At 65.6% G+C, this 22449-nt stretch carries 21 protein-coding genes; 7 read left to right on the top strand and 14 right to left on the bottom strand.

Translation table 11 applies throughout. From position 1 onward, the window contains the following. Positions 1 to 76: 76 nt before the first annotated feature. The 7 genes from astB to ACEN9G_RS14825 all read right to left on the bottom strand — a co-directional run bounded on the left by astB (position 77) and on the right by ACEN9G_RS14825 (position 8459). On the bottom strand, positions 77 to 1420 hold the full coding sequence (gene astB / locus ACEN9G_RS14855; RefSeq protein WP_413337073.1) for an N-succinylarginine dihydrolase: 1344 nt from the start codon (positions 1418 to 1420) through the stop codon (positions 77 to 79). 5 nt (positions 1421 to 1425) lie between these two features. After that, the gene (astD, locus tag ACEN9G_RS14850; protein WP_413337074.1) at positions 1426 to 2907 is read right to left on the bottom strand and encodes a succinylglutamate-semialdehyde dehydrogenase; all 1482 of its coding nucleotides are present in this window, start codon (positions 2905 to 2907) and stop codon (positions 1426 to 1428) included. Beyond that, positions 2900 to 3931 (bottom strand): arginine N-succinyltransferase, encoded by a 1032-nt coding sequence (gene astA, locus ACEN9G_RS14845; protein WP_413337075.1) that lies wholly within the window; start codon positions 3929 to 3931, stop codon positions 2900 to 2902. The genes astD and astA overlap by 8 nt, the downstream gene beginning before the upstream one ends. Before the next feature lie 25 nt (positions 3932 to 3956). Next, the gene (locus ACEN9G_RS14840; protein WP_413337076.1) at positions 3957 to 4997 is read right to left on the bottom strand and encodes an arginine N-succinyltransferase; all 1041 of its coding nucleotides are present in this window, start codon (positions 4995 to 4997) and stop codon (positions 3957 to 3959) included. An 81-nt stretch (positions 4998 to 5078) separates the two neighbouring features. Beyond that, positions 5079 to 6320, bottom strand: a complete 1242-nt coding sequence (locus ACEN9G_RS14835; RefSeq protein ID WP_413337077.1) for an acetylornithine/succinyldiaminopimelate transaminase — start codon at positions 6318 to 6320, stop codon at positions 5079 to 5081. Positions 6321 to 6572: 252 nt separating this feature from the next. Further along, positions 6573 to 7511, bottom strand: a complete 939-nt coding sequence (locus tag ACEN9G_RS14830) for a GlxA family transcriptional regulator (RefSeq protein WP_413337078.1) — start codon at positions 7509 to 7511, stop codon at positions 6573 to 6575. 30 nt (positions 7512 to 7541) lie between these two features. Continuing rightward, the gene (locus ACEN9G_RS14825) at positions 7542 to 8459 is read right to left on the bottom strand and encodes a DMT family transporter (RefSeq protein ID WP_413337079.1); all 918 of its coding nucleotides are present in this window, start codon (positions 8457 to 8459) and stop codon (positions 7542 to 7544) included. A gap of 98 nt (positions 8460 to 8557) precedes the next feature. Here ACEN9G_RS14825 and ACEN9G_RS14820 point away from each other — a divergent pair, with 98 nt between their 5' ends. From ACEN9G_RS14820 to ACEN9G_RS14805, 4 genes are all read left to right on the top strand, one after another. After that, on the top strand, positions 8558 to 9028 hold the full coding sequence (locus tag ACEN9G_RS14820) for a MarR family winged helix-turn-helix transcriptional regulator (RefSeq protein ID WP_413337080.1): 471 nt from the start codon (positions 8558 to 8560) through the stop codon (positions 9026 to 9028). A 1-nt stretch (position 9029) separates the two neighbouring features. Next, positions 9030 to 9311: a hypothetical protein gene (locus ACEN9G_RS14815; protein ID WP_056123771.1), complete on the top strand. Its 282-nt coding sequence runs from the start codon at positions 9030 to 9032 to the stop codon at positions 9309 to 9311. A 29-nt stretch (positions 9312 to 9340) separates the two neighbouring features. Further along, the gene (locus ACEN9G_RS14810) at positions 9341 to 10177 is read left to right on the top strand and encodes an HDOD domain-containing protein (RefSeq protein ID WP_413337081.1); all 837 of its coding nucleotides are present in this window, start codon (positions 9341 to 9343) and stop codon (positions 10175 to 10177) included. Between the two features lie 201 nt (positions 10178 to 10378). Further along, positions 10379 to 10897 (top strand): porin family protein, encoded by a 519-nt coding sequence (locus ACEN9G_RS14805; RefSeq protein WP_413337082.1) that lies wholly within the window; start codon positions 10379 to 10381, stop codon positions 10895 to 10897. Between the two features lie 632 nt (positions 10898 to 11529). Here ACEN9G_RS14805 and secF read toward each other — a convergent pair. The 5 genes from secF to queA all read right to left on the bottom strand — a co-directional run bounded on the left by secF (position 11530) and on the right by queA (position 17160). Continuing rightward, positions 11530 to 12552, bottom strand: coding sequence for a protein translocase subunit SecF (secF, locus tag ACEN9G_RS14800; protein ID WP_413337083.1), 1023 nt, complete (start codon positions 12550 to 12552; stop codon positions 11530 to 11532). 12 nt (positions 12553 to 12564) lie between these two features. Then, entirely contained in the window at positions 12565 to 14454 is a 1890-nt protein-coding gene (gene secD, locus ACEN9G_RS14795; protein WP_413337084.1) for a protein translocase subunit SecD, read from the bottom strand. 57 nt (positions 14455 to 14511) lie between these two features. Beyond that, a complete protein-coding gene (yajC, locus tag ACEN9G_RS14790) occupies positions 14512 to 14844 on the bottom strand; it encodes a preprotein translocase subunit YajC (protein ID WP_056123750.1) in 333 nt (110 codons plus the stop codon). 129 nt (positions 14845 to 14973) lie between these two features. Continuing rightward, positions 14974 to 16113 carry a tRNA guanosine(34) transglycosylase Tgt gene (gene tgt / locus ACEN9G_RS14785; RefSeq protein WP_413337085.1) on the bottom strand — a complete coding sequence of 380 codons (1140 nt, stop codon included), beginning with the start codon at positions 16111 to 16113 and terminating at the stop codon, positions 14974 to 14976. A gap of 3 nt (positions 16114 to 16116) precedes the next feature. Continuing rightward, the gene (queA, locus tag ACEN9G_RS14780) at positions 16117 to 17160 is read right to left on the bottom strand and encodes a tRNA preQ1(34) S-adenosylmethionine ribosyltransferase-isomerase QueA (protein WP_413337086.1); all 1044 of its coding nucleotides are present in this window, start codon (positions 17158 to 17160) and stop codon (positions 16117 to 16119) included. A 149-nt stretch (positions 17161 to 17309) separates the two neighbouring features. Between queA and recG the strand changes: the two genes are divergently transcribed. Then, positions 17310 to 19394 (top strand): ATP-dependent DNA helicase RecG, encoded by a 2085-nt coding sequence (gene recG, locus ACEN9G_RS14775; protein ID WP_413337087.1) that lies wholly within the window; start codon positions 17310 to 17312, stop codon positions 19392 to 19394. 26 nt (positions 19395 to 19420) lie between these two features. Here the strand turns inward: recG and ACEN9G_RS14770 are convergent, their stop codons facing one another. Continuing rightward, positions 19421 to 19681 (bottom strand): hypothetical protein, encoded by a 261-nt coding sequence (locus ACEN9G_RS14770; RefSeq protein ID WP_160410841.1) that lies wholly within the window; start codon positions 19679 to 19681, stop codon positions 19421 to 19423. Positions 19682 to 19805: 124 nt separating this feature from the next. Then, positions 19806 to 20486, bottom strand: a complete 681-nt coding sequence (locus ACEN9G_RS14765; RefSeq protein WP_413337088.1) for a DJ-1/PfpI family protein — start codon at positions 20484 to 20486, stop codon at positions 19806 to 19808. A gap of 87 nt (positions 20487 to 20573) precedes the next feature. On the opposite strand from ACEN9G_RS14765, the gene ACEN9G_RS14760 reads away from it, so the two are divergent. Both ACEN9G_RS14760 and ACEN9G_RS14755 read left to right on the top strand, forming a co-directional pair. Then, positions 20574 to 21608: a GlxA family transcriptional regulator gene (locus ACEN9G_RS14760; protein WP_413337089.1), complete on the top strand. Its 1035-nt coding sequence runs from the start codon at positions 20574 to 20576 to the stop codon at positions 21606 to 21608. Positions 21609 to 21703: 95 nt separating this feature from the next. Further along, positions 21704 to 22444, top strand: coding sequence for a Crp/Fnr family transcriptional regulator (locus tag ACEN9G_RS14755; RefSeq protein WP_413337090.1), 741 nt, complete (start codon positions 21704 to 21706; stop codon positions 22442 to 22444). Positions 22445 to 22449 lie beyond the last annotated feature (5 nt).

Below are 22449 nucleotides of genomic sequence, written 5' to 3'. Positions count from 1 at the left end.
GGCTGGTACGGACAGGGTTGTCCCGTCCAGATCTCTTATTTAAGGTTCCTGTTCCCGGAAACGATTCGCCATTAAATCATGAAAGGTCGTAAAGACCGGGCAAGCCCAGGATGCGTTCCAGGTCTTCCAGCGCGGCCGCGCATTCGATGGCCAGCTGCGGGTCTGCGAGATCCTTCGGCTCCACGCGGTCGCGGTAATGACGCTCGACCCACGGCACGAGGCGCGCATACAAATCGTCCGTCATCAGCACGCCCTGGTGCATCGCGGCCGCTTCCTCGTCCGTGAGCACCACGCGCAGGCGCAGGCACGCGGGGCCGCCGCCGTTGCGCATGCTCTGGCGCAGGTCGAATTCGATCAACTCGTCGATCGGGCCACCGGATGCGACGAGCTGCTCGAGGTAGCGGGCCACGGTCGCCGTCTCGCGGCATTCGTGCGGGACGACGAGCGCCATGCCGCCGTCCGGCTTCGACAGCAGCTGGCTGTTGAACAGGTAGCTGGCGACGGCATCGGCGACGGGGACGACGCCCGTGTCCACGCGCACGGCGCGCAGGTCGGTGCCGGTGACGCCCAGCGCGCGGCGCAGCGCGTCCAGCGTGGACGCTTCGTCGGCGAACGCCTGGTCGTGGTAGAACAGCACGTTGCCGTTGCCGACCGCGATCACGTCGTTATGAAACACGCCCTGGTCGATCACGGCCGGGTTCTGCGACGCGAACACGGTGCGCGCCGCGTCCAGGCCGTGCAGGCGGGCGACGGCCTGCGATGCCTCCAGCGTCTGGCGCGCCGGGTATTTCACGGGTGCCGGTGCGGACGGGTCGAATTCGACGCGGCCATAGACAAAAAACTCGACGCCGGACGCGCCGTGTGCGCTGGCGAAGCGCGTGTGGTTGGCGGCGCCCTCGTCGCCGAACGCGGGCGTCGACGGCAGCGGGTCGTGCACGACGAAGCGGTCCGGGTTCGCGAACAGGGCGCGCAGGGTGCGCGTCGCCTGCACATGTTCTTCCGCGCGGTGCAGTTTATTGTTCAGGTTCGCGGCGGTGAAGTGCACGCGGCCGTCCGCCGTGTCGGCCGACGGGCTGACGGTGGCGGCGTTCGCGGTCCACATCGGCGATGCGGAGTACGCGCACGCGAGGATCACCGGCGATTCGCGGTACGCCTGCGCCAGCACGTCGGCGTCCGTGCCGGAAAAGCCGAGGCGGCGCAGCAGGCGGAAGTTCGGACGCGCCTGCGGCGGCAGCAGGCCTTGCGCGAAGCCGCGTGCGGCCAGCGCGCGCATCTTGGCGAGGCCCTGCAATGCGGCCTGGCGCGGGTTCGACGCGCTCCGCACATTGTTGAACGAGGCGACGTTGCCGAACGACAGACCGGCGTAGTTGTGCGACGAGCCCACGAGGCCGTCGAAGTTGAATTCGCGTGCGTTGCGCATATCGTTCAGAAGTTAAGGCCCGGGGACAGTTTCGCCGGCATTTCCAGCTCGGACGTTTCGATCGAGGCGACCGGGTACGCGCAGTAGTCGGCCGCGTAATAGGCGCTCGGACGATGGTTGCCGGACTTGCCCACGCCGCCGAACGGCGCGGAGCTGGCGGCGCCCGTCGTCGGACGGTTCCAGTTGACGACGCCCGCGCGCGCCTTGATCGCGAAGCGCTTCCACAGCTCTTCCGACGGCGACAGTAGCGCGGCGGCGAGACCGTATTCCGTCGCGTTGGCGGCGTCGATGGCGGCGTCGAAATCGGCCACGCGGACAATCTGCAGCAGCGGTCCGAACCACTCTTCGTCCGGGATGCCCGTCGCATCCGTCACGTCGACGATACCGGCGGTGACGAAGCCCGCGTTCGGATCGAGCTGGCGCATGCGCAGCAAAACGTTACCGCCCTGCGCTTCCATCATCTCTTGCGCCTGCACGAGGCGTTTCGCCACGGCGGCCGAGACGACGGGGCCCATGAACGGCTGCGGCTCCGCATTCGACGGACCGACCGCGAGCTTGCTCGCCACGTCCACGAGGCGGTCGATGAAGGCCTGGCCTTCCGGCGTGTCCTGCACGATCAGGCGGCGCGCACACGTGCAGCGCTGGCCGGCGGAGATGAACGCGGACATGACGGCGTGGTGCACGGCCGCGTCCCGCATTTTCTCATCCTCCTGCACGTCCCAGACGACGAGCGGGTTGTTGCCGCCCATTTCCAGCGCCAGCATCTTGCCCGGCTGGCCGCCGAACTGTTTATGCAGCGCGACGCCCGTCTGGCTGCTGCCGGTGAACAGGATGCCGTCCACATCCGGGTGCTGCGACAGCGCGACGCCGGTCGCGCGGCCGCCGTTCACGAGGTTCAGCACACCCTGCGGCAGGCCGGCCTGTTCCCACAGCTGCACGGTACGCACGGCGGTGCGCGGCGCATATTCGCTCGGCTTGAACACGAGCGTGTTCCCCGCGATCAGCGCGGGCACGATGTGGCCGTTCGGCAGGTGGCCGGGGAAGTTATAGGGTCCGAACACGCCGAACACGCCGTGCGGACGGTGGCGCAGCACGGCGTTGCCGTCGGCGACCTTCGCAGCCGTTTCGCCCGTGCGCGCGGCATGCGACTGCACCGAGATGTCGACCTTGTTGGCCATCGTCGTCACTTCCGTGCGGGCTTCCCACAGCGGCTTGCCCACTTCCTCGGCGATGATCGCGGCGAGTTCCTCGTTGTGCTCCTTGAGCAGGTCGCGGAAGCGCTGGCAGATGGCGATGCGTTGTTCGAGCGGCGTGAGCGCCCAGTCTTCGAACGCGGCGCGCGCGGCTTTTACGGCGCGGTCCACATCTTCTGCCGTGGATTCGTTGCTGGTCCAGGTCTGGCGGCCGGTGGACGGGTCGATCGTGTCGAGCTGGGGACCGGAGCCGGCCAGCCATTCACCGCCGATAAAGTTAGAGACGTTAGCCATTGTTCTTCCTTACGTTGAGGGCCAGCGAGCGGATAAGGTCGCCCGGCTGGCAATGCAGCAGTTGGAGTTCGCGCACGGATAGCGCGACCTTGCGGCCGCCGTCGCAGGCCTGGGTAAGGACCATGCGAAAATCGTCGAGCTTCGTGTTGGAGACGAGCGTGACTTCGCACTCGCCGTCCGGTTGGCCTTCCTCGGCCGTGGTCAGCACGCTGTCGCGCACGGCGCGCAGCTCGGCCACGCGGCCCTGCAACACGGGGCCCGCGTCGAAGATGTCGACGTAACCCTCGTAGTGCATGCCTTCCTGTTCCAGCAGCTTGCGCGCCGGGAGCGTGGAGCGGTGCACCTGGCCGATCACGGCCTGCGCGTCTTCCGGCAGGTACGCCACGTACAGCGGCTGGCGCGGCATGAGCTCCGCGATGAACGATTTCTTGCCGAGTGCCGTGAGGCCGTCGACGTGGTTGAAATCCATCTTGAAGAAGTGGCGGCCGAGCCCCTCGTAGAACGGCGACGTGCCGTCCTCCGCCTGGTAGCCACGCATCTCGGCGATGATCTTTTCCGTGAACAGGTGCTGGAACTGGGCCATGAACAGGAAGCGGCTCTTGGACAGCCACTTGCCGTTGTAGCCCGTGCGGTATTCCGGCATCAGGAACAGCGAGCACAGTTCCGTGGAACCGGTCAGGTCGTTGGACAGGTACAGCGTGTCCATGCGCGTGAACACGCCCAGTTCGCGGCTGGAATGCACCAGCGTGCCGATGCGGTAGTTATAAAACGGCTCCGTGAGGCCGACGGCGGCCTTGATGGCGCACACGCCGGCCAGGCGGCCGTTGGACGTGTCTTCCATCACGAACATGTAGTCGCGTTCCTCGGGCGGGATCGTCTGCGCGAACGATGCCACCGCGGTCTCGACGCGCTCGCCCAGCATGGCGCGGTCCGGCTTCAGCGTGGTCATGCCGCTGCCGACCTGGCGCGCCATCTCGATCAGCGGATCGATGTCGTTCAGGGTGATTGCGCGGATTACGAGCATGGGTTCCTCATAGTTTTCCAAAGCGTCAGATACGTACGCAGATGACGCTGTCGCCGGTCTCTCTGCCTAACGCCTCGCGTGCCGCGGGCGGCAGGCAGATGGATTCGGAGCTCTCGGCCGGGTCGCACGGCAGCACGATCGCGCGGAACTTGCGCTCGCTGCTGGCCACCGCGTAATTCACCATCGCGGCCTTGCCGCCGCGCGTGGGCGGCTGCAGTTCGGCGTTCGCGACCTTCTTCACCATCGAGCCGGAGAACGACCGCAGCGCGTGCTTGTGCGCCTGCAGGATCGGACCGCCGTCGAAGATGTCGATGTATTCGTCGGCCTCGAAGCCCTCTTCCGTCAGCAGGTCGAACGCGAGTTCGCCGCTCGGGTGGATCTGGCCCATCACGGCCTGCGCGGGGCCGGGCAGCAGCGGCACGTACACGGGGTAGTGCGGCATCAGCTCGACGATCAGCGTGCGGTTACGGGCGCCGCCGATCGTGCGCTCCGCATCGAGGAAGTCCATCTTGAAGAACTTGCGGCCCAGCGCATCCCAGAACGGCGACTGGCCGCCCTCGTCGGTGACGCCGGCCAGCGGCACGAAGAAGCGGTCGCCGAAACGGTGCGGCGCCAGCACGGCATATAACAATCGGGCGCGCGACAGCAGCGCGGCTTCGCGCCGCGCCGTGTCGCGGTCGCGAATATAAAAGCCGGACAGCTGCGAATACGCCGTCAGCTCCGAGCAAAGGGTCAGCGCGTGCACGCTGTGGCTGATGTTCAGGTCGCGCGAGACCTGCTGGATCACATCGTTGCGGAACGCGAAATAAGTGCCGTTCGAACCGGCCGACGCGTGGATCGCGGCGGTGCCGACCAGCTCGCGGCTGTCGACGTCTTCGAGCACGAACAGGTAGGACTCTTCGCTGGGAATGTCGACGTGGGCGGCGAACGACGCCACGGAACGCTCCACGAACGCGGCGATCTTTTCGCGCGTGCGCGGCAGGGTGTGCACTCCCGGCGTGGACGCGGCGAGCAGCGTCTCGAGGGCGCCGACATCCGCTGGTTCTACCGGACGAACTACATACATGGATTCTCCCGACAAAGGCATCGAACGAACGGAGCCGGCCGGGCTGGGGTGGCCCCCTTCCGGCCGGGTGGTGCAGGCGTATCAGCCGGCGAGGAACGCGTCGGCGGCCTGGCGCATGATGCGATCCGCGTCCGCGATCTGCTCGTCGGAGACGACCAGCGCCGGTGCCAGGCGGACGACGTCCGGACCGGCGATCAGCAGCATCAGGCCGAGCTTTTCCGCGACCTTCGTGTAGTCCTTCGACTTGCCCTTGTAGCCTTCGGCCATCGGCAGGCCGAGCAGCAGGCCCTTGCCGCGCGGCTTGGTGAACAGCTGCGGGTAGTCGGTGGCCAGCTTCTCCAGGTTCGCGACGATCTTGCCGCTCGCCTCGCGCACGCGCGCCAGGAAGGCCGGCTGGTTGATCTGCTCGATCACGGCCAGCGCCACCGACGTCGCCAGCGGGTTGCCGCCGTACGTGGTGCCGTGGCTGCCGACGGCCAGGTACTGCGCGATCTCGTTGGTGGTCAGCATGGCGCCGATCGGGTAGCCGTTGCCCAGCGCCTTGGCCGAGGTCAGCACGTCCGGGGTCACGCCCACGTTCATGTAGTCGTAGAAGGTGCCGGTGCGGCCCACGCCCGACTGCACTTCGTCGAAGATCAGCAGGGCGCCGGTCTTGTCGCACAGTTCGCGCAGCGTTTTGAGGAATTCGATGTCGCCCGGGATCACGCCACCCTCGCCCTGGATCGGCTCGACGATCACGGCGGCCACGTCATCGCCGATGGCGGCGCGTGCGGACTCGATGTCGTTGTAGTTGATGTGGTTGATTTCCGGCGGCAGCGGCTCGAAGCCTTCGGTGTACTTCGACTGGCCGCCGACCGACACGGTGAACAGCGTGCGGCCGTGGAACGAGGAATAGCACGACACGATGCGCGACTTGTGCGGGCCGAACTTGCCGTGCGCGTACTTGCGCGCCAGCTTCAGGGCGGCTTCGTTGGCTTCCGCGCCCGAGTTGGCGAAGAAGCAGCGGTCGGCGAACGTGGCCTCGATCAGGGCCGACGCCAGGCGCAGGACCGGCTCGTTCGTGTAGCCGTTGCCGACGTGCCAGAGCGTGGTGGCCTGGCGGGTCAGCGCCTCGACGACGACCGGGTTGCAATGACCCAGGCTGCTGACGGCGATGCCGGAGGTGAAGTCGAGGTAATGCTTGCCGTCCTGGTCCCAGACGTCCAGGCCCGACGCGCGCACGGGCACCATCGCGGCGGGTGCGTAGGTCGGGACGAGCACCTCGTCGAAAGTCTGGCGTGTGACAGGCCGCGTGGCGACACCCGAGTCGAGCTTAGCATTCATGACGTTTTCCTCATCCAAATAAAAGGTTGCGCGGACTCCAGCAGCCGCGCCGAGCGACTCATTATAGAGAAGCCAATCGTTGCCGTTCTTTCCAAACTGCGACAGGCATTTTCATTTTTGGACGAGCAACAATTGCTCAGATTCGGGGTCAGGTCCCATTAATTTCCAAACTTCGGCCAAGCCGCGGCGATGCTCGGTCTATGTCGGTCAACGTCGGCGACGTCGCAAAAATAATGTGCTCTGACCCCGAATTTATTGGCTGAGCTTGCGCTGGCGTTCTTCGCGGGGCGTATTGCCGAACAGGGCGCCGAAGGCGGTAGAGAAGTGGGAGCCGGACGAGAAGCCGCACATCAGCCCCACCTGCACGATGGAGTAGTTGGTGTCGCGCAGCAGCTGGCGCGCCCGTTGCAGGCGTAGTTCGAGGTAGTAGCGCGACGGCAGGCTGCCCAGGTATTGCTTGAACAGCCGCTCCAGCTGGCGGCGGGACACGCCCGCCAGCTGGGCGATGTCGTCGGTCGACAGCGGTTCCTCGATGTTCGCTTCCATCAGGGTGACGGCTTCCGTCAGTTTGGGCTGCAGCACGCCGAAGCGCGCCTGCAGCGCGACGCGCTGGCGTTCGTCCGGGCCGCGCACGCGGTCGACGCACAGGATTTCCTTCACCTGCGCCTGGACCGTCGCGCCGAACAACAGGTCGACGAGGGTCAGCGCGAAGTCGATGCTGGCCGCGCCGCCGCAGGACGTCAGGCGCGCACCGTCGATCTCGTACAGGTGCGGACTCAGCAGGGCCTGGTCGGCGCGCATGTCGACGTCGGGATACAGCGACCACGGCAACGCGGCGCGCGCACCGTTCAGCGCGCCCGCCTCCGCCAGCCACAGCACGCCCGCGCCGACGCCGCCCCAGCACGGCGCCGCGCGGCAGCGGGAGATCACGGTGCGCAGGTTGGCGGGACGCAGCCCCGCCTCGGCCTCGTCGGCGACGAGCAGCACGAGATGCCAGTGGCGCTGGTCGGCCGCGAATTTGTCGGGGGTGCGCACGTCCACGTGCAGGCGTTCAGGCCCCAGCACCTTGGCCGCGAGGCGCAGCGGCTGCACGAGGCCGGACCACGTCAGCGAATCCGGCTCGCCCGCATGCACGAGCAGCACGCGCAGCGGCGCCTCTAGCGCGAGGCGGGATAATTCAAGTTGCTGCATTAGGAAAATGAGCTGGACAATGAGGGATCATCACTCGGGGGCGAGCGCGGCGGTCGGCCGGCTTTCGGCATTCCATTGACTGACTATCATACCGGAGATCAACAAAGCCGCGCCGAGCCAGCCCCGGCCGCCCATCGCCTCGCCCAGCCAGAAATATGCGAAAAACGCGGCGCCGCCGGGCTCGAACGCATAGATGACGGCCGCCTCGTTGGCGCTCGTGCGCGCCTGGCCCCACGCCTGCATCGAGATGATGGCGGCCGTGCACAGCACGCCGAGATAGGCGAAATTCGGCGAATAGTGAAGCAGCCCGTGGCCGATGTAGGCCCAGTAGTTGGCGGCATCGGACGCCACGTCGATGCTGCCCCGCGGCACCTCGCGCGCGAACAACCACAGCGCCGCGCACAGGGCGACGGTACCGATCTGCGCGGCCGTCACGGCCATCAGGCGGACGGCGCGCCGCGTATACACCTCCATGACCTTGATGTAGGCGCCGAACGTGAGCGCGGCCAGCAGCGCGAGCGTGTCGCCGCGGCCCCAGCCGCCCCCGCCATCCCAGCACAGCGCCACGAGCCCCGCGATCGCGAGCAACAGCGCGATGACGATGCGGCGTTCCGGCAGGCGTCCGCCGAGCAGGCCCAGCAGCGGCACGACGAGCACGTTGAGGCCGCAGATGAAGGCGTTGCGGTTCGAGGTCGTCAACGCGAGACCTTCCACCTGGAACAGGTAGCAGAAGAACAGCAGCAAGCCGAGTATGCCGCCCAGCATCAGGTCCGTGCGGCGTGCGCGCCACAGGAACGGCGACAAGAGCGCCGTCGCGATGGCGAAACGGGTCAAAATGATCCAGACGGGAGAAAAATAAGCCGTCAGTTCCTTCATCGCAGGAAACGTCGTCCCCCACACGAGGACGACGACGACGAGGGCGAGGATGCCGCGCAGATGCTGGGTCATGAAACGTGAAATAAATTCTGGCAAGATTGCTATGGTACCGGACCCGGCCGCAACGACGAAGACTGGGGCCGGCCCGCGCTGGCGGCTATAATCGTTTCATGGGTGAACGATATCTGAAGAGTGTGCGCCTGCTGGCCGAATGCCTGCAAGGGTTCGAGCGCTTCGTCGCCGAACCGGTGCGCCGGCATGGGCTGACGCATCCGCAATTCGACATCATCGCCACCCTCGGCAACACGCCCGGCATGACCTACAAGGAACTGGGCGAGCGGACCCTGATCACGAAGGGGACGCTGACCGGCGTCATCGACCGCCTCGAACAGAAGGGACTCGTGGAACGCGCGCGCAATTGCGACGACAAGCGCTCGTTCCTCGTGCGCCTGACGGCGGACGGGGAGTGCCTGTTCCGCACCGTGTTTCCGGCCGTGGTCGCACACGGCAAGCAGCTGTTCGCCGATTATGGCGACGGCGATTTCGAACAACTTGACCACGCGCTGCGCCGGCTGCGCACCCGGCTCGATGCGCCGGGCCTGGTCACACCGGGCGGGCACGTTCCCGCCGACGAAGGATGATATGAATACAGCACTACTGGAAGGCAAAAAGCCGCCTCATTTCGACAAGCACATCATCGGCAACCTGCTGCTGGACGTGGCATCGCCCGCCGAAGTGCGCGAGGAACCGATGGTGATCGGCGTGCGCAACGATGACGGCGAGATCTACCGCCTGATCGGCGCCGCCACCCTGAACAGCTTCATGAACGCGGTCGAGGAATTGTTCGACCTCGGCCTCGTCGACGAGCTGCAGGACACCGAGGAACCGAAAGACGGCTGCGACGCCATTTTCAGCGAGCCTTGACGAAGTTCCTGGGGGTATAATTTTTTCCCATGGACAGAATCGACGCCCTCAAGAGCATTGCCGCGCAGGCCGGGCGCGGCGACCTCCACTTCCCTACCCACGTCGACGCGACGCTCAAGCTGCAGCGCGCGCTGACCGATCCGGAATGCCACATCGACGAAGCGGCGCGTCTCGTGCAGACGGAGCCGTTGCTGGCCGCCCGCACCGTCGCCATCGCCAACTCGGCCGCCTATAACCGCTTCGGCAACGACGTCACCAACGTCAAGGCGGCCGTGCAGCGCGTCGGCTTCCGCACGCTGGGCGCGCTCGCCGCCGCCGTCATCGTGCGCCAGCTGGCGAGCGAAATCCACGATCCCGAGTTGCGCGCCAAGGCCGATCGACTGTGGCTCCACTCGACCCACGTGGCCGCGTTGTCGCAGGTGATCGCGCGGCGCGTGTCGTTCGTCGATCCGGAAACGGCGATGTTCGCCGGCATCGTGCACGAGGTCGGCGGCTTTTATCTGCTGTCGCGCGCGCCCGAGTTCCCGGGCCTGCTCGACGGCGGCGCCGACGAATGGATCGAGCACGGCGAAACCGCCATCGGCCGCGGCGTCCTGCTCAAGCTGGGCGTGCCCGCCCCCGTGATGGGCGCCATCGAGGCGCTGTGGAACGGGATGCGCGCGCTGCCGCCGGAAACGCTGGGCGACACGCTGCTGCTGGCAAACGACCTGTCTCCCGTCGCATCGCCGCTGCTGGAACGCGATACCGGCGTGTCCGGCATCCAGGTGGGCGCCACCATCGACTTCGCCGTCGGCGAAGGCACGCTGAAAACCATCCTCCAGGAATCGGAGGATGAAGTGCACAGCCTCACGGCCGCGTTGGCCTGATTCCCGTTCTCACGTTCACGTCGACACCGGCCGCTGCATGCGGCCGGCGTCGTTTCGACCATATGTGACTTTTCAGTCACTTACTTTCATCTTGTTACATTCCTTACCGTTTAAGAACTTCTCTTAGGGAAACATGGTGCTATCTTGGCCATATTGCGATTCACGACGAATCGCGAGCCCTAGAACACCAAGGAGTGAACCATGAAGAAACTGCTGCTCGCACTGATCGCCACCTCCGCCGTCGCCGGCGTCGCACAAGCCCAGACCACCACGCCGCACGCCTACGTCGGCATCGGCGCCGCCACCGCGGACAACAAGTCGACCGACGACTACCACACGAACGCCAAGATCTACGGCGGCTATGAATTCGACCAGAACTGGGGCGTCGAAGCCGGCTACACGAACTTCGACAAGCAGGACACTTCCCTCGGCAACGTGAGAGGTTCCGGCACCTATGTCGCCGGCAAGTACAGCATGCCGCTGGGCGAGCGCTTCACCGGCTACGGCAAGCTGGGCGTCTCGTACAACGAGCGCAAGTACAGCAGCAGCACCCTGGGTCAGGTCAACAGCTACGACACCGGCCTGTACGGCGGCGTCGGCGTCGAGTACAAGCTGAACCAGAATCTGGCCCTGAACGCCGAGTACGAACGCTACGGCAAGGACAAGGCATTCGGCGCCAAGGCCGATGTCTACACCGTCGGCCTGAAATACGGTTTCTGATTCCGATTCCCCTCCCCGGACCCGGCAACGGGTCTGCTGCACCGGCGTCGTCCCTGCGCAAGCATGGACGACGTTTTTTTTATGGCATCCGGATAAAAAAAATGCCCACTCCGGGGAGTGGGCAAAGTCCAAAACTAGGGATGTCCTGAAAGAGACGAGTCCATCTTAGTTCCCACGGCGCGTGCACTCTGTGCGTGAACTCACATTTGTTAAATATTTTGACTAATTCGTGCCCAAGCGCAAAAAGGACGGGCCACCCACCTTGGTTGCTACACACTGACAATGTAGAGGTAAATTCGGTAGCGTCCAATCTTTGAACCGATATAAGCCCAGCTTTCTGTTCAGCTTCGGTTCACCATGGAGGCAATAGACGAACAACCCCGGGACAATGCCAGCGACTTGACCTACCGCAGCGGTGTAGGAAGGGATTCCGCTGCCGCCGGCCTGATAAAAAAAAACCCGCTCCTTGCGGGAGCGGGTGAAGTCCAAAACTAGGGATGTCCTGAAAGAGACGAGTCCATCTTACGGCCGCCTTGTGTCAGCGCTCTGTGCGCTGTTTCACACATAGTAAAAACAAAAGCCGCCACGGCCAGGCCGGGCGGCTTTTTTTGTACCGAAGACGATGCGCGTACTTACACGACGGCGCCGTCCGTTTCGTCCTTGGCCTTGATCGGCTTGATCAGGTCTTCGCGCTTGACGCCCAGCCACATGGCGATGGCGGCCGCGACGAACACGGACGAGTAGATACCAAACAGGATACCGATGGTCAGCGCGATCGCGAAGTAGTGCAGCGTCTGGCCGCCGAAGAACAGCATCGACAGGACCATCATCTCGGTACAGCCGTGGGTGATGATCGTACGCGAGATCGTGCTCGTGATCGCGTGGTCGATGACCTGGGTCACGGACAGCTTGCGCTCCTTGCGGAAGGTCTCGCGGATCCGGTCGAAGATCACGACCGATTCGTTCACGGAGTAGCCCAGCACGGCCAGCACGGCGGCCAGCACGGTCAGCGAGAATTCCCACTGGAAGAAGGCGAAGAAGCCCAGGATGATGACGACGTCGTGCAGGTTGGCGACGATCGCCGCGACGGCGAACTTCCACTCGAAGCGCACGGCCAGGTAGATCATCACGCCGACGACGACCATGATCAGGGCGTTCAGGCCGTTCTGCGCGAGCTCGTCGCCGACCTGCGGGCCGACGAATTCCACGCGCTGCTGGCTCAGCACTTCCGCGCCGGCCGCGTTGACGCAGCTGGTGCGGGCGACTTTCTCGCCCTTGTCGCTGGTCTGCTCGATCTGCTTCGGCGTGCCGGCTTCGGCCGCGCACAGCGCGTTGAAGACAGTCGCCGACGTGCCCGAACCGGCGACGTCCTTGCGGATCGGCAGGCGCAGCATGACGTCCTGCGCGGTGCCGAAGCTCGTTACTTCCGGCTGCTCGTAACCCAGTTTTTCCAGCGTGTGGCGGATCTTTTCCTGGTCGGCCGCGTGCGGATAGCGCAGCTCCATCACGGTACCGCCCGTGAACTCGACCGAGAAGTGCAGGTGCTTGGTCACCAGGAAGAACACTGCGGCGACGAAGGTCAGCGCCGAGATCACGTTGAAGATCAACGCGTGGCGCATGAACGGGATGTCCCGTTTAATCTTGAAAAATTCCATGGTCTACCCCGGTTATCCTTTCTTGACGGCCGTCTTGGCCGCGGCGGCATCCGCGTTCCACACGGTGCCGATGGCGAGCTTGCCGAGCTTCTTCTTGCGGCCGTACCACAGGTTCACGACGCCGCGCGACAGGAACACGGCCGAGAACATCGACGTCAGGATGCCCAGGCAGTGCACGACGGCGAAGCCGCGCACGGCGCCCGAACCGAACACCAGCAGTGCCAGGCCGACGATCAGGGTCGTCACGTTCGAGTCGAGAATGGTCGCCCACGCGTGGCTGAAGCCGGCCGAGATGGCCGCCTGCGGTGTATTACCCGCCCGCAGCTCCTCGCGGATGCGCTCGTTGATCAGCACGTTGGCGTCGATCGCCATACCCAGCGCCAGCGCGATTGCCGCGATACCCGGCAGGGTCAGGGTCGCGCCCAGCATCGACAGCAGCGCGAGCAGGAACAGCAGGTTGCACGCGAGCGCGACGACGCTGAAGAAGCCGAACAGCTGGTAATAGATGATCATGAAGATCGCGATGGCCACGAAGCCCCACAGCGTGGAGTGCAGGCCCTTGGCGATGTTCTCGGCGCCCAGCTGCGGACCGACGACGCGTTCCTCGACGAATTCCATCGGGGCCGACAGCGCGCCGGAGCGCAGCAGCAGCGCCAGCTCGGCGGCGGCCTGCGGGCTGGCCATGCCGGTCGTCTGGAAGTTCGAACCGAATTCGCTCTGGATGGTCGCGACCTGCAGCACGTTGTACTTGCCTTTTTCCTTCAGCAGCGTGGCCATGCGCTTGCCGACGCGCTCGCGGGTCATCGCGCGCATCTTGCGGCCGCCGTCAGCGTTCAGCTCGATGTTCACGGCCGGACGCTGGTTCTGGTCGAAGCCGGCGACGGCGTTGATGACCGAATCGCCGCTCACGAGGACGTCCTTCGACACGACGACCGGTGCGCCGGCGCCTTCGGTGAACAGTTCCGAATTCAGCGGGATCGCGGCGGACAGCTCGGTGCCCGGCGTGACGGTATCGTCGGTCACGCGGAATTCCAGCGTGGCGGTACGGCCGATGATGTCCTTCGCGTGGGCGACGTCCTGCACGCCCGGCAGCTGGACGACGATGCGGTCGCGGCCCTGTTGCTGGATCACGGGCTCGCTCACGCCCAGTTCGTTGATACGCTTGCTCAGCGCGCTGATGTTCTGCTTGACGCCCTCTTCCACCACGCGCTGCAGTGCGGCCGGCTTCAGGGTGACGACCAGCTTCAGGTCGGAGCCGTCGGCGGCGTCGGAGAACGCCAGGTCGGCGTTCTGCGCGGCCAGCACGTTGCGCGCCTGCGTACGGGTGGCTTCGTCGCGGAACTTGATCTCGACATTGTTGCCGACGCGGTCGATGCCGGCGTGGCGGATGTTCTTGTCGCGCAGCTCGCTGCGGACGCTGGACAGGACGCCCTTGATGCGGGTTTCCTCCACGGCCTTCGCATCCACCTGCAGCAGGAAGTGCACGCCGCCGCGCAGGTCGAGGCCCAGGTTCAGCGGCTTGGCGTTGATGGCCTGCATCCAGGCCGGCGTGTTCTTGACCAGGTTGACGGTGACGATGTAGTCGGGGTCGGCCGGGTCACGGTTCAGGTCGCGCTCCAGCGCCGCCTTGGCCTTGAACTGGATATCGGGGGTCGCGAAGCGCGCGCGCACCGAAGCGCTGTCGCCCGAGCCTTCCAGACCCACGGCTTCGGCAGGAATACCGTCACGCTTGAGCGCTTCGGCAACCCGGGCAGCCGTGTCGCTGTTGACCTTGACGGTCGCCTTGGAGGTCGTCACCTGCAGTGCCGGCGAGTCGACGAAATAGTTGGGCGCCGTGTACAGCAGGCCAACGAGTACTGTCACGAGGATCAGTATGTACTTCCAGAGGGGGTAACGATTCATGATGTTCCAGCGTTCAGGATCGGGCGGGAAGCGCGGCGCGCAGGCCGCGCGGCCGGATTACAGGGACTTCAGCGTGCCCTTCGGCAGCAGCGCGGTCACGGCGTTCTTCTGCACGACCACTTCGGTGCCGGCCGACACTTCGACGGTCACGTACGTGTCGGTGACCTTGGTCACGCGGCCCAGCATGCCGCCGACGGTGATGACTTCGTCGCCCTTGGCCAGCGCGTCCATCATGGTTTTCAGTTCTTTCTGGCGCTTCTGCTGCGGACGGATCATGAGGAAGTACATGACCACGAACATCAGGATCAGCGGGGCGAACGTGGTGAGGTTACCCATCAGACCCGGATCGGCTGCACCGGCGGTTTGCGCGTAAGCGTTGGAAATGAACACAAGGACTCCGATTGTATAAGATGAAAAAACAAGCGCTGTATTCTAGCACCGGCAAACTGGCAACAGCCAATTCCCCCGATGTGGGAACTGGCATGCCGAAATGCAAGATATTATCGGAAATTTAATTGTTTACACGCCGCGGGCGCGGTCGGCGTTGAATTTCAGGCGGAAGGCGTGGAACCGATCCGCATCGATGGCGTCGCGGATCTCCTGCATGAGGTTCAGGTAGTAATGCAGGTTGTGGATGGTATTCAGGCGCGCGCCCAGGATCTCCTTGGAGCGGTGCAGGTGGTGCAGGTACGCGCGCGAGAAATTCTTGCAGCAGTAGCACGAGCACGACTCGTCCAGCGGCGACTGGTCGTCCTTGTAGCGGGCGTTCTTGATCTTGAGGTCGCCGAAGCGGGTGAACAGCCAGCCGTTACGCGCGTTCCGGGTCGGCATCACGCAGTCGAACATGTCGACGCCGTTCGCCACGCCTTCCACGAGGTCTTCCGGCGTGCCGACGCCCATCAGGTAGTGCGGCTTGTTTTCCGGCAGGCGCGGGCCGACGTGCTGCAGCACACGCATCATGTCTTCCTTCGGCTCGCCCACCGACAGGCCGCCGATGGCCAGGCCCGGGAAATTAATCTCTTCCAGGCCGGCGAGGGATTCGTCGCGCAGGCGCTCGTACATGCCGCCCTGGACGATGCCGAACAGCGCGTTCGGGTTCTCGCCCTTGCTGAATTCGTTCATCGAGCGCTGGGCCCAGCGCAGCGACATGCGCATCGACTTGGCCGCTTCCTCGGCGGTCGCCGGGCGGCCGTCGATCTCGTATGGCGTGCACTCGTCGAACTGCATGACGATGTCCGAGTTCAGCGAGCGCTGGATCTGCATCGAGATTTCCGGCGACAGGAACAGGCGCGAGCCGTCGATCGGGGACGCGAACTTCACGCCCTCTTCCGTGATCTTGCGCATCGCGCCCAGCGAAAACACCTGGAAGCCGCCGGAGTCGGTGAGGATCGGCTTGTCCCAGCCCATGAAGCCGTGCAGGCCGCCGAACTTGTCCATGACGTCCGTGCCCGGGCGCAGCCACAGGTGGAACGTGTTGCCGAGGATGATCTGCGAGCCCACTTCCTTCAGCTCGTTCGGCGCCATCGCCTTGACGGAGCCATAGGTCCCGACGGGCATGAAGATCGGCGTCTCGATGGTGCCGTGGTTCAGTTTTAAACGGCCGCGGCGGGCGTGCGACAGGCCGCTCGTGTCTTTTTTAAGAAGGGTAAATTCGAGCATGGTTCAATTCTTGTTTGCGCGTGAGTGCGTCGTCAGCAGCATCGCGTCGCCGTAGCTGAAGAAGCGGTATTCGCTGGCGATCGCGTGCGCGTACGCGGCGCGGATCTCGTCGTAGCCGGCAAAGGCCGAGACGAGCATCATCAGCGTCGACTTGGGCAGGTGGAAGTTCGTGATCAGCCGGGTAACCGTCTTGAACAGGTAACCCGGGGTGATGAACAGGTTGGTGTCGCCGCTGCCGGCCGCAAGGGCGCCCAACTGCGACGCCGACTCCAGTGCGCGCAGCGACGTCGTGCCCACGGCGACGACGTCACGGCCCGCGTCCTGCGCGGCGCGCACGGCGTCGACGGTCTCTTGCGGGATCGTGTACCACTCGCTGTGCATCTTGTGCTCGGCGAGATTTTCCACGCGCACGGGCTGGAACGTGCCGGCGCCCACGTGCAGCGTCACGTACGCGATGCGCACGCCCTTGGCCGCGACCTTGTCGAGCAGCGCCTGGTCGAAGTGCAGGCCGGCGGTCGGCGCGGCGACGGCACCCGGCGCCGATGAATAGACCGTCTGGTAACGCTGCTCGTCGAAATCGTCGGCGTCATGCTCGATGTACGGCGGCAGGGGCAGGCGGCCGTGGGCCTCGATCAGCTCGAACACGTCGCCGTCGAAGTGCAGCGTGAAGAACTCGCCGGCACGCTCGCCGACGCCGACCTCGAACGCGTCCGCGAGGCGGATGCGCGAGCCGGGCTTCGGCGACTTCGACGCGCGCACCTGCGCGAGCACGGTGCGCGGGTCGAGCACGCGCTCGACGAGCACCTCGACCTGGCCACCGGTGTCCTTCTGGCCGAAGAAGCGGGCCTTCAGCACCCGGGTGTTGTTCATCACGAGCGTGTCGCCGGCCTGCAATTGGTCGACGATGTCGGAGAATTGACGGTCGGTGATGCGGTCGCCGTCCAGCTGCAGCAGGCGCGACGCGCTGCGGTCGGGCAGCGGCACCTGGGCGATGCGCTCGGGCGGCAGGTCGAAATCGAAGTCGGAGAGGGAGTACGTTTTGCTCATCTGGGAAAAACTCGTCGAGCCGCCTTACAATATGGGCTACAGCGTGCGGCGAACCCATTATTTTACACCCGGATTCCGGCCGGCGGGCGCAGGCCATAACCGTTATGCCCAAATCCTGATAAGCCGACAACACGCGCCAACGAACCGCCATGCCAGCCACGAACGCCAAACCGGCGGCCAAAGCCGCAGCCAAACAAGCACCGAAAAGCATCGAGAGCAAGCTCGCCAAGCTCGGCCTGCGCACGGACATGGACCTCGTCCTGCACCTGCCGATGCGCTACGAGGACGAGACGCAGATCGTCCCCATCCGCGAAGCCTGCCTGCGCGGCGGCCACGTGTCGCAGGTCGAAGGCGTCGTCACGAAGAACGAAATCGCCTATAAACCGCGGCGCCAGCTGCTGGTGACCATCGCCGACGAGACGTCCGACATCCAGCTGCGCTTCATGAATTTCTACGGCAGCCAGGTGAAACAGCTGGCCGAGGGCACGCGGGTGCGCGCCCGCAGCGAGATCCGGCATGGTTTCTTCGGCGCCGAGATGGTCCATCCGGTCTACAAGATCGTCAACGAGGGCGCGCCGCTCCCCAACTCCCTCACGCCCGTGTACCCGGCGGGCGAAGGGCTGTCGCAGACGATATTGCGGCGCGCGATCGCGGACGCGATGAAGCGCGTGGACTGGACCGACACCGTGCCGCGTGCCGTGCGCGAGAAGCTGAACCTGGCCGAATTCCAGCCGGCCGTGCGTCTGCTGCACTACCCGCCGCCGGACGTCGACGAACACGCGCTGACGGAACGCAGCCACCCCGCGTGGACGCGCGTGAAGTTCGACGAACTGCTCGCGCAGCAGCTGTCGCTGAAACGCGCGCAGCAGGCACGCCGCGAAAAAGGGGCGCCGGTGCTCGGTGCAGTCGGCGCATTGTCGTCGTCGTTCCTGGAAGCCCTGCCGTTCAAGCTGACCAATGCGCAGCAGCGCGTGGTCGAAGAGATCCGCCGCGACCTGCGCGAGGATTACCCGATGCAGCGCCTGCTGCAGGGCGACGTCGGCAGCGGCAAGACCGTCGTCGCGGCCCTCGCCGCCGCGCAGGCCATCGACAGCGGCTACCAGGCCGCGCTGATGGCGCCGACGGAGATCCTGGCCGAGCAGCACTTCCGCAAGATCGCCGCATGGATGGAACCGCTGGGCGTGAAGGTCGCGTGGCTGACGGGCAGCCTGAAAAAGAAGGAAAAGACGGCGGCCAGCGAGATGGCGGAATCGGGCGAGGCGCAGCTCGTGATCGGTACGCACGCGCTGATTCAGGACTCCGTGCAGTTCGCGAAGCTCGGCCTCGTGCTCGTCGACGAACAGCACCGCTTCGGCGTCGGCCAGCGCCTCACGCTGCGCAACAAGGGGTCGGACGGGCTGGTGCCGCACCAGTTGATGATGTCGGCGACGCCGATCCCGCGCACCTTGGCGATGACGTATTACGCCGACCTGGAAGTCTCCGTCATCGACGAACTGCCGCCCGGTCGCACGCCCATCGTCACGCGCGCCATCGACCAGAACCGGCGCGACGAAGTGATCGAGCGCGTGCACGCGGCCGCGCAGGAAGGCCGGCAGGCGTACTGGGTCTGTCCGCTGATCGAGGAATCGGAAGCGCTGCAGCTGCAGACGGCCACCGAGACGTACGAAACGCTGGCGGAAGCGCTGCCCGACCTCGTCGTCGGGCTCGTGCACGGCCGCATGAAGCCGGCGGAAAAGCAGGTGATCATGGACGCGTTTTCCGCGGGCGAGGTGCACGTGCTCGTGGCGACGACGGTGATCGAGGTGGGCGTGGACGTGCCCAATGCATCACTGATGGTGATCGAACACGCCGAGCGCTTCGGCCTGTCGCAGTTGCACCAGTTGCGCGGCCGCGTGGGCCGGGGTTCGGCGGCCAGCGTGTGCCTGCTGCTGTATCAGAGCCCGCTGGGGCCCGTGGCGAAACAGCGCCTGATGACGATGCGCGAGACGACGGACGGCTTCGAGATCGCGCGGCGCGACCTGGAAATCCGCGGCCCCGGCGAATTCCTCGGCGCGCGCCAGTCCGGCCAGGCGATGCTGCGCTTCGCGAACCTGGAGACGGACCAGTGGATCGTCGAACAGGCGCGCGACGTGGCGGCGTGGCTGCTGGAGTCGGATCGGCCGGAAGCCGAGGCCATTGTGGATGCGCACCTGCAGCGGTGGCTGGGCGGGCGCGAGGAGTTCTTGAAGGTGTAACGTGGGCACGGGGTGCCCACCATGCATCACTTCGTCGCAGCAGGCGCCGTCGTATCGGCCGCCGCATCCTTCGCGGCTTCCTTGGTCTCGGCCTTCTTCGCGTGCTTGGCCTTCTTCACGTGCTTCGTGGTCTTCTTCGCTTCCTGTTTCTCGTGCGTCGCCTCGGCCTTGGCGACGGCCGGCGGCGTGGCCGAATCCGGCGTGGTCGTCTGGGCCGGAGCCGGGGTCTGGGCGAAAGCAGCGGTGGCGAACAGGCCGGCGATCAGGGTGGCGACGATTTTTTTCATGATGAAGGGTCCTTGGTAGTTTTGGGTTTCTGCGACCACGTTTGCGCGTCGCTTGTGCCTGAAAACGGCCAGGAACGCTCCCCTGTTGACGCGATTTACAAATGCTTACGCTCCTGACAATCTCTTACAGCCCAGCCGCTTGCGCCAGCGCCGCCTCGACCCGCGCCAGCCGCGGTGCCACCATCTCGCGGTAGCGCGCCACGAGCTCGGCGCCGGCGCCCTGCGGCGAGCCGGCATCGAACGGCGGCTGCGGGTCGTATTCGAGCGCCAGCTGGATCATGCGCGCGGCGTCGTCGCCGGCCAGTTCGGCCGCCAGCGCGAGGCCGAAGTCGATCCCCGCCGTCACGCCGCCGCCCGAGATCCGGTTACGGTCGCGCACGATCCGCTCCGCGACGGGTACGGCGCCGAAATGCGTCAGGAACGGCAACCAGATCCAGTGGCATGCGGAGCGGTAGCCGTCGAGCAGCCCGGCCGCGCCCAGCACGAGCGAGCCGTTGCACACGGACGTGACATAGCGCGCGTGCTGTCCCTGACGGCGCAGGAAGGCCAGCGTGTCGGCATCGCCGAACAGGTCTTCGATGCCGAAGCCGCCCGGCACGCACAGCACGTCCAGCTGCGGGCAGTCGGCGAAGGTGGTCGTGGGGTTGATGGTGAAGCCGACGTCGGTCGGCACCGGATCGCGCGTCTTCCACACGAGGTGTACCCGGGCGCCGGCGACGCGGCTCAGGATCTGGGCGGGACCGGTCAGGTCGAGCTGGGTCACGCGCGGGAACAGCAGGAATCCGATGTGCAGGGTGTCAGTCATGGCAGGCTCCGTTGTCGATGGATGGTGACGCCATTCTAGGAACCGGCTAGCATTGGCAGCAATGTCAAACTTGTGTCGATTCCTGCCATGCCATCCAGGCCTTCCAAAGCGCGCCAGGTTGCCCTGATCGCCTTCGACGACGTCCAGGTGCTCGACGTCACCGGCCCCGCCGCCGTGTTCGGCGCGGCCAACGACGCCGCCGTCCACCTCACGGGGCGCGCGTTCTATCGCATCCACATCCTGTCGCCGCGGGGCGGCCAGGTGACCACGAACTGCGGCCTGGCGGTCGTGACGACGCCGCTGGCCGCCGTGAAGCCGGGCGCGATGGACACGGTGCTGGTCGCCGGCGGCAGCAAGCGCGGCTTGCAGGCGCTCGCGCAAGACCCGGCCGCGCAAGCGTGGCTGCAGCGCGCCTGTGCCCGCGCGCGCCGCTACGGGTCCGTGTGCACGGGCGCGTTCGCGCTGGCCGCCTGCGGTCTGCTGGACGGCAAGCGCGTCGCCACGCATTGGGAAGCGACGGACATCCTCGGGCGCAGGCATCCCGGCGTCGACGTCGATGCGAATGCGCTGTACGTGGAGGACGGTCGCGTGTGGACGTCGGCCGGCGTCACCACCGGCATCGACATGTGCCTGGCACTCGTCGCACGCGACCTGGGCGACGCCGTCGCCAACGCCATCGCGCGCCGGCTCGTGCTGTATGCGCGCCGGCCCGGCTACCAGTCGCAGTTCAGCACCGTGCTGGCGGCGCAGGAAAAGGCGGACAGCCCGTTCGCGGGCCTCGTCGACTGGATCCGCACGCACCTGGACCAAGAACTCGACGTGGCCAGCCTGGCGGCGCGCGCGGGCATGTCGCCGCGCACGTTCCACCGCCGCTTCACGGACGCGCTGGGCGAGACGCCGGCGCGCTTCGTCGAGACGCTGCGCCTCGACCACGCGCGCACGCTGCTGCAGACGTCGATGGCGCTGAAGACGGTGGCCGCGCAGGCGGGGTATGCGACGCCGGGCCAGTTGTCGAAGGCGTTCGCGCGCCGCTTCGGCGTGAGTCCCGGGCTGTTCCGCGCGATGCACGGGGACGAACGGCACGGCCCGCCGGCATGCTTAGCGCGCATTGCGACAACTTAAAACAGAATGTTGTAGTCCTTCATTTTTGACGTCCGCAGCTATGGTATCCTGCATATCAAGACAATCAGCCGGACCGAAAAGCCGAAACGCCGCATATGCAGTCCGCGCACGACCCCAATCAGAACCATCTTCTCGCGGCCCTGCTGGACACGGAATTCGCCCGCCTTTCCCCGCATCTTCAGTTGGTTCCCCTGCTGCTCGGCGACGTGCTGTGCGAATCTGGTGGCAAGCTGGATCAAGTCTATTTCCCGACCACTGCGATCATTTCGATTCATTACCTGCTGGAAAATGGCGGCTCCTCCGAAATTGCCGGGGTCGGCAATGAGGGCATGCTGGGTGTCGCTCTCTTCATGGGTGGGGGTAGCACCCCGAACCGCGCCGTCATCCAGACCGGCGGTTTCGGGTATCGGCTACCGGCGCGCATCCTGATGGACGAATTCAATCGCAATGGCCCGGTGATGCGTCTGTTGTTGCGCTACACGCAGGCACTGCTCACGCACATGTCCCAGACCGCTGTGTGCAACCGCCACCACACCGTCGAGCAGCAACTGTGCCGCTGGCTGCTGCTCACGCTGGATCGCCTCGCGAGCAACGAACTGACGATGACGCAGGAGCTGATCTCCAACATGCTTGGTGTGCGGCGGGAGGGCGTGACGGAAGCTGCCGGCCGGCTGCAAGGACGTGGCTATATCAGTTACCGGCGCGGCCATATCACGGTGCTCGACCGGGCCGGCCTGGAACGGCATGTGTGCGAATGCTACGGCGTGGTCAAGAAAGAATTTGCGCGTTTGCTGTCGGACACGCGCCAACGGCAGCCGGCGGCCCAGGCTGCCTGACAACG

Source organism: Massilia sp. Masssp94 (genome assembly GCF_059491305.1).
Note: the sequence above shows the minus strand (reverse complement) of the source record. Positions and strands in the feature narration are given on the sequence as shown.

What these genes read in the sequence shown, in the direction of transcription:
- astB (WP_413337073.1), bottom strand. Translation starts at nt 1,420, where the DNA reads ATGCGCAACGCACGCGAATTCAACTTCGACGGCCTCGTGGGCTCGTCG.
- astD (WP_413337074.1), bottom strand. Translation starts at nt 2,907, where the DNA reads ATGGCTAACGTCTCTAACTTTATCGGCGGTGAATGGCTGGCCGGCTCC.
- astA (WP_413337075.1), bottom strand. Translation starts at nt 3,931, where the DNA reads ATGCTCGTAATCCGCGCAATCACCCTGAACGACATCGATCCGCTGATC.
- ACEN9G_RS14840 (WP_413337076.1), bottom strand. Translation starts at nt 4,997, where the DNA reads ATGTATGTAGTTCGTCCGGTAGAACCAGCGGATGTCGGCGCCCTCGAG.
- ACEN9G_RS14835 (WP_413337077.1), bottom strand. Translation starts at nt 6,320, where the DNA reads ATGAATGCTAAGCTCGACTCGGGTGTCGCCACGCGGCCTGTCACACGC.
- ACEN9G_RS14830 (WP_413337078.1), bottom strand. Translation starts at nt 7,511, where the DNA reads ATGCAGCAACTTGAATTATCCCGCCTCGCGCTAGAGGCGCCGCTGCGC.
- ACEN9G_RS14825 (WP_413337079.1), bottom strand. Translation starts at nt 8,459, where the DNA reads ATGACCCAGCATCTGCGCGGCATCCTCGCCCTCGTCGTCGTCGTCCTC.
- ACEN9G_RS14820 (WP_413337080.1), top strand. Translation starts at nt 8,558, where the DNA reads ATGGGTGAACGATATCTGAAGAGTGTGCGCCTGCTGGCCGAATGCCTG.
- ACEN9G_RS14815 (WP_056123771.1), top strand. Translation starts at nt 9,030, where the DNA reads ATGAATACAGCACTACTGGAAGGCAAAAAGCCGCCTCATTTCGACAAG.
- ACEN9G_RS14810 (WP_413337081.1), top strand. Translation starts at nt 9,341, where the DNA reads ATGGACAGAATCGACGCCCTCAAGAGCATTGCCGCGCAGGCCGGGCGC.
- ACEN9G_RS14805 (WP_413337082.1), top strand. Translation starts at nt 10,379, where the DNA reads ATGAAGAAACTGCTGCTCGCACTGATCGCCACCTCCGCCGTCGCCGGC.
- secF (WP_413337083.1), bottom strand. Translation starts at nt 12,552, where the DNA reads ATGGAATTTTTCAAGATTAAACGGGACATCCCGTTCATGCGCCACGCG.
- secD (WP_413337084.1), bottom strand. Translation starts at nt 14,454, where the DNA reads ATGAATCGTTACCCCCTCTGGAAGTACATACTGATCCTCGTGACAGTA.
- tgt (WP_413337085.1), bottom strand. Translation starts at nt 16,113, where the DNA reads ATGCTCGAATTTACCCTTCTTAAAAAAGACACGAGCGGCCTGTCGCAC.
- queA (WP_413337086.1), bottom strand. Translation starts at nt 17,160, where the DNA reads ATGAGCAAAACGTACTCCCTCTCCGACTTCGATTTCGACCTGCCGCCC.
- recG (WP_413337087.1), top strand. Translation starts at nt 17,310, where the DNA reads ATGCCAGCCACGAACGCCAAACCGGCGGCCAAAGCCGCAGCCAAACAA.
- ACEN9G_RS14770 (WP_160410841.1), bottom strand. Translation starts at nt 19,681, where the DNA reads ATGAAAAAAATCGTCGCCACCCTGATCGCCGGCCTGTTCGCCACCGCT.
- ACEN9G_RS14765 (WP_413337088.1), bottom strand. Translation starts at nt 20,486, where the DNA reads ATGACTGACACCCTGCACATCGGATTCCTGCTGTTCCCGCGCGTGACC.
- ACEN9G_RS14760 (WP_413337089.1), top strand. Translation starts at nt 20,574, where the DNA reads ATGCCATCCAGGCCTTCCAAAGCGCGCCAGGTTGCCCTGATCGCCTTC.
- ACEN9G_RS14755 (WP_413337090.1), top strand. Translation starts at nt 21,704, where the DNA reads ATGCAGTCCGCGCACGACCCCAATCAGAACCATCTTCTCGCGGCCCTG.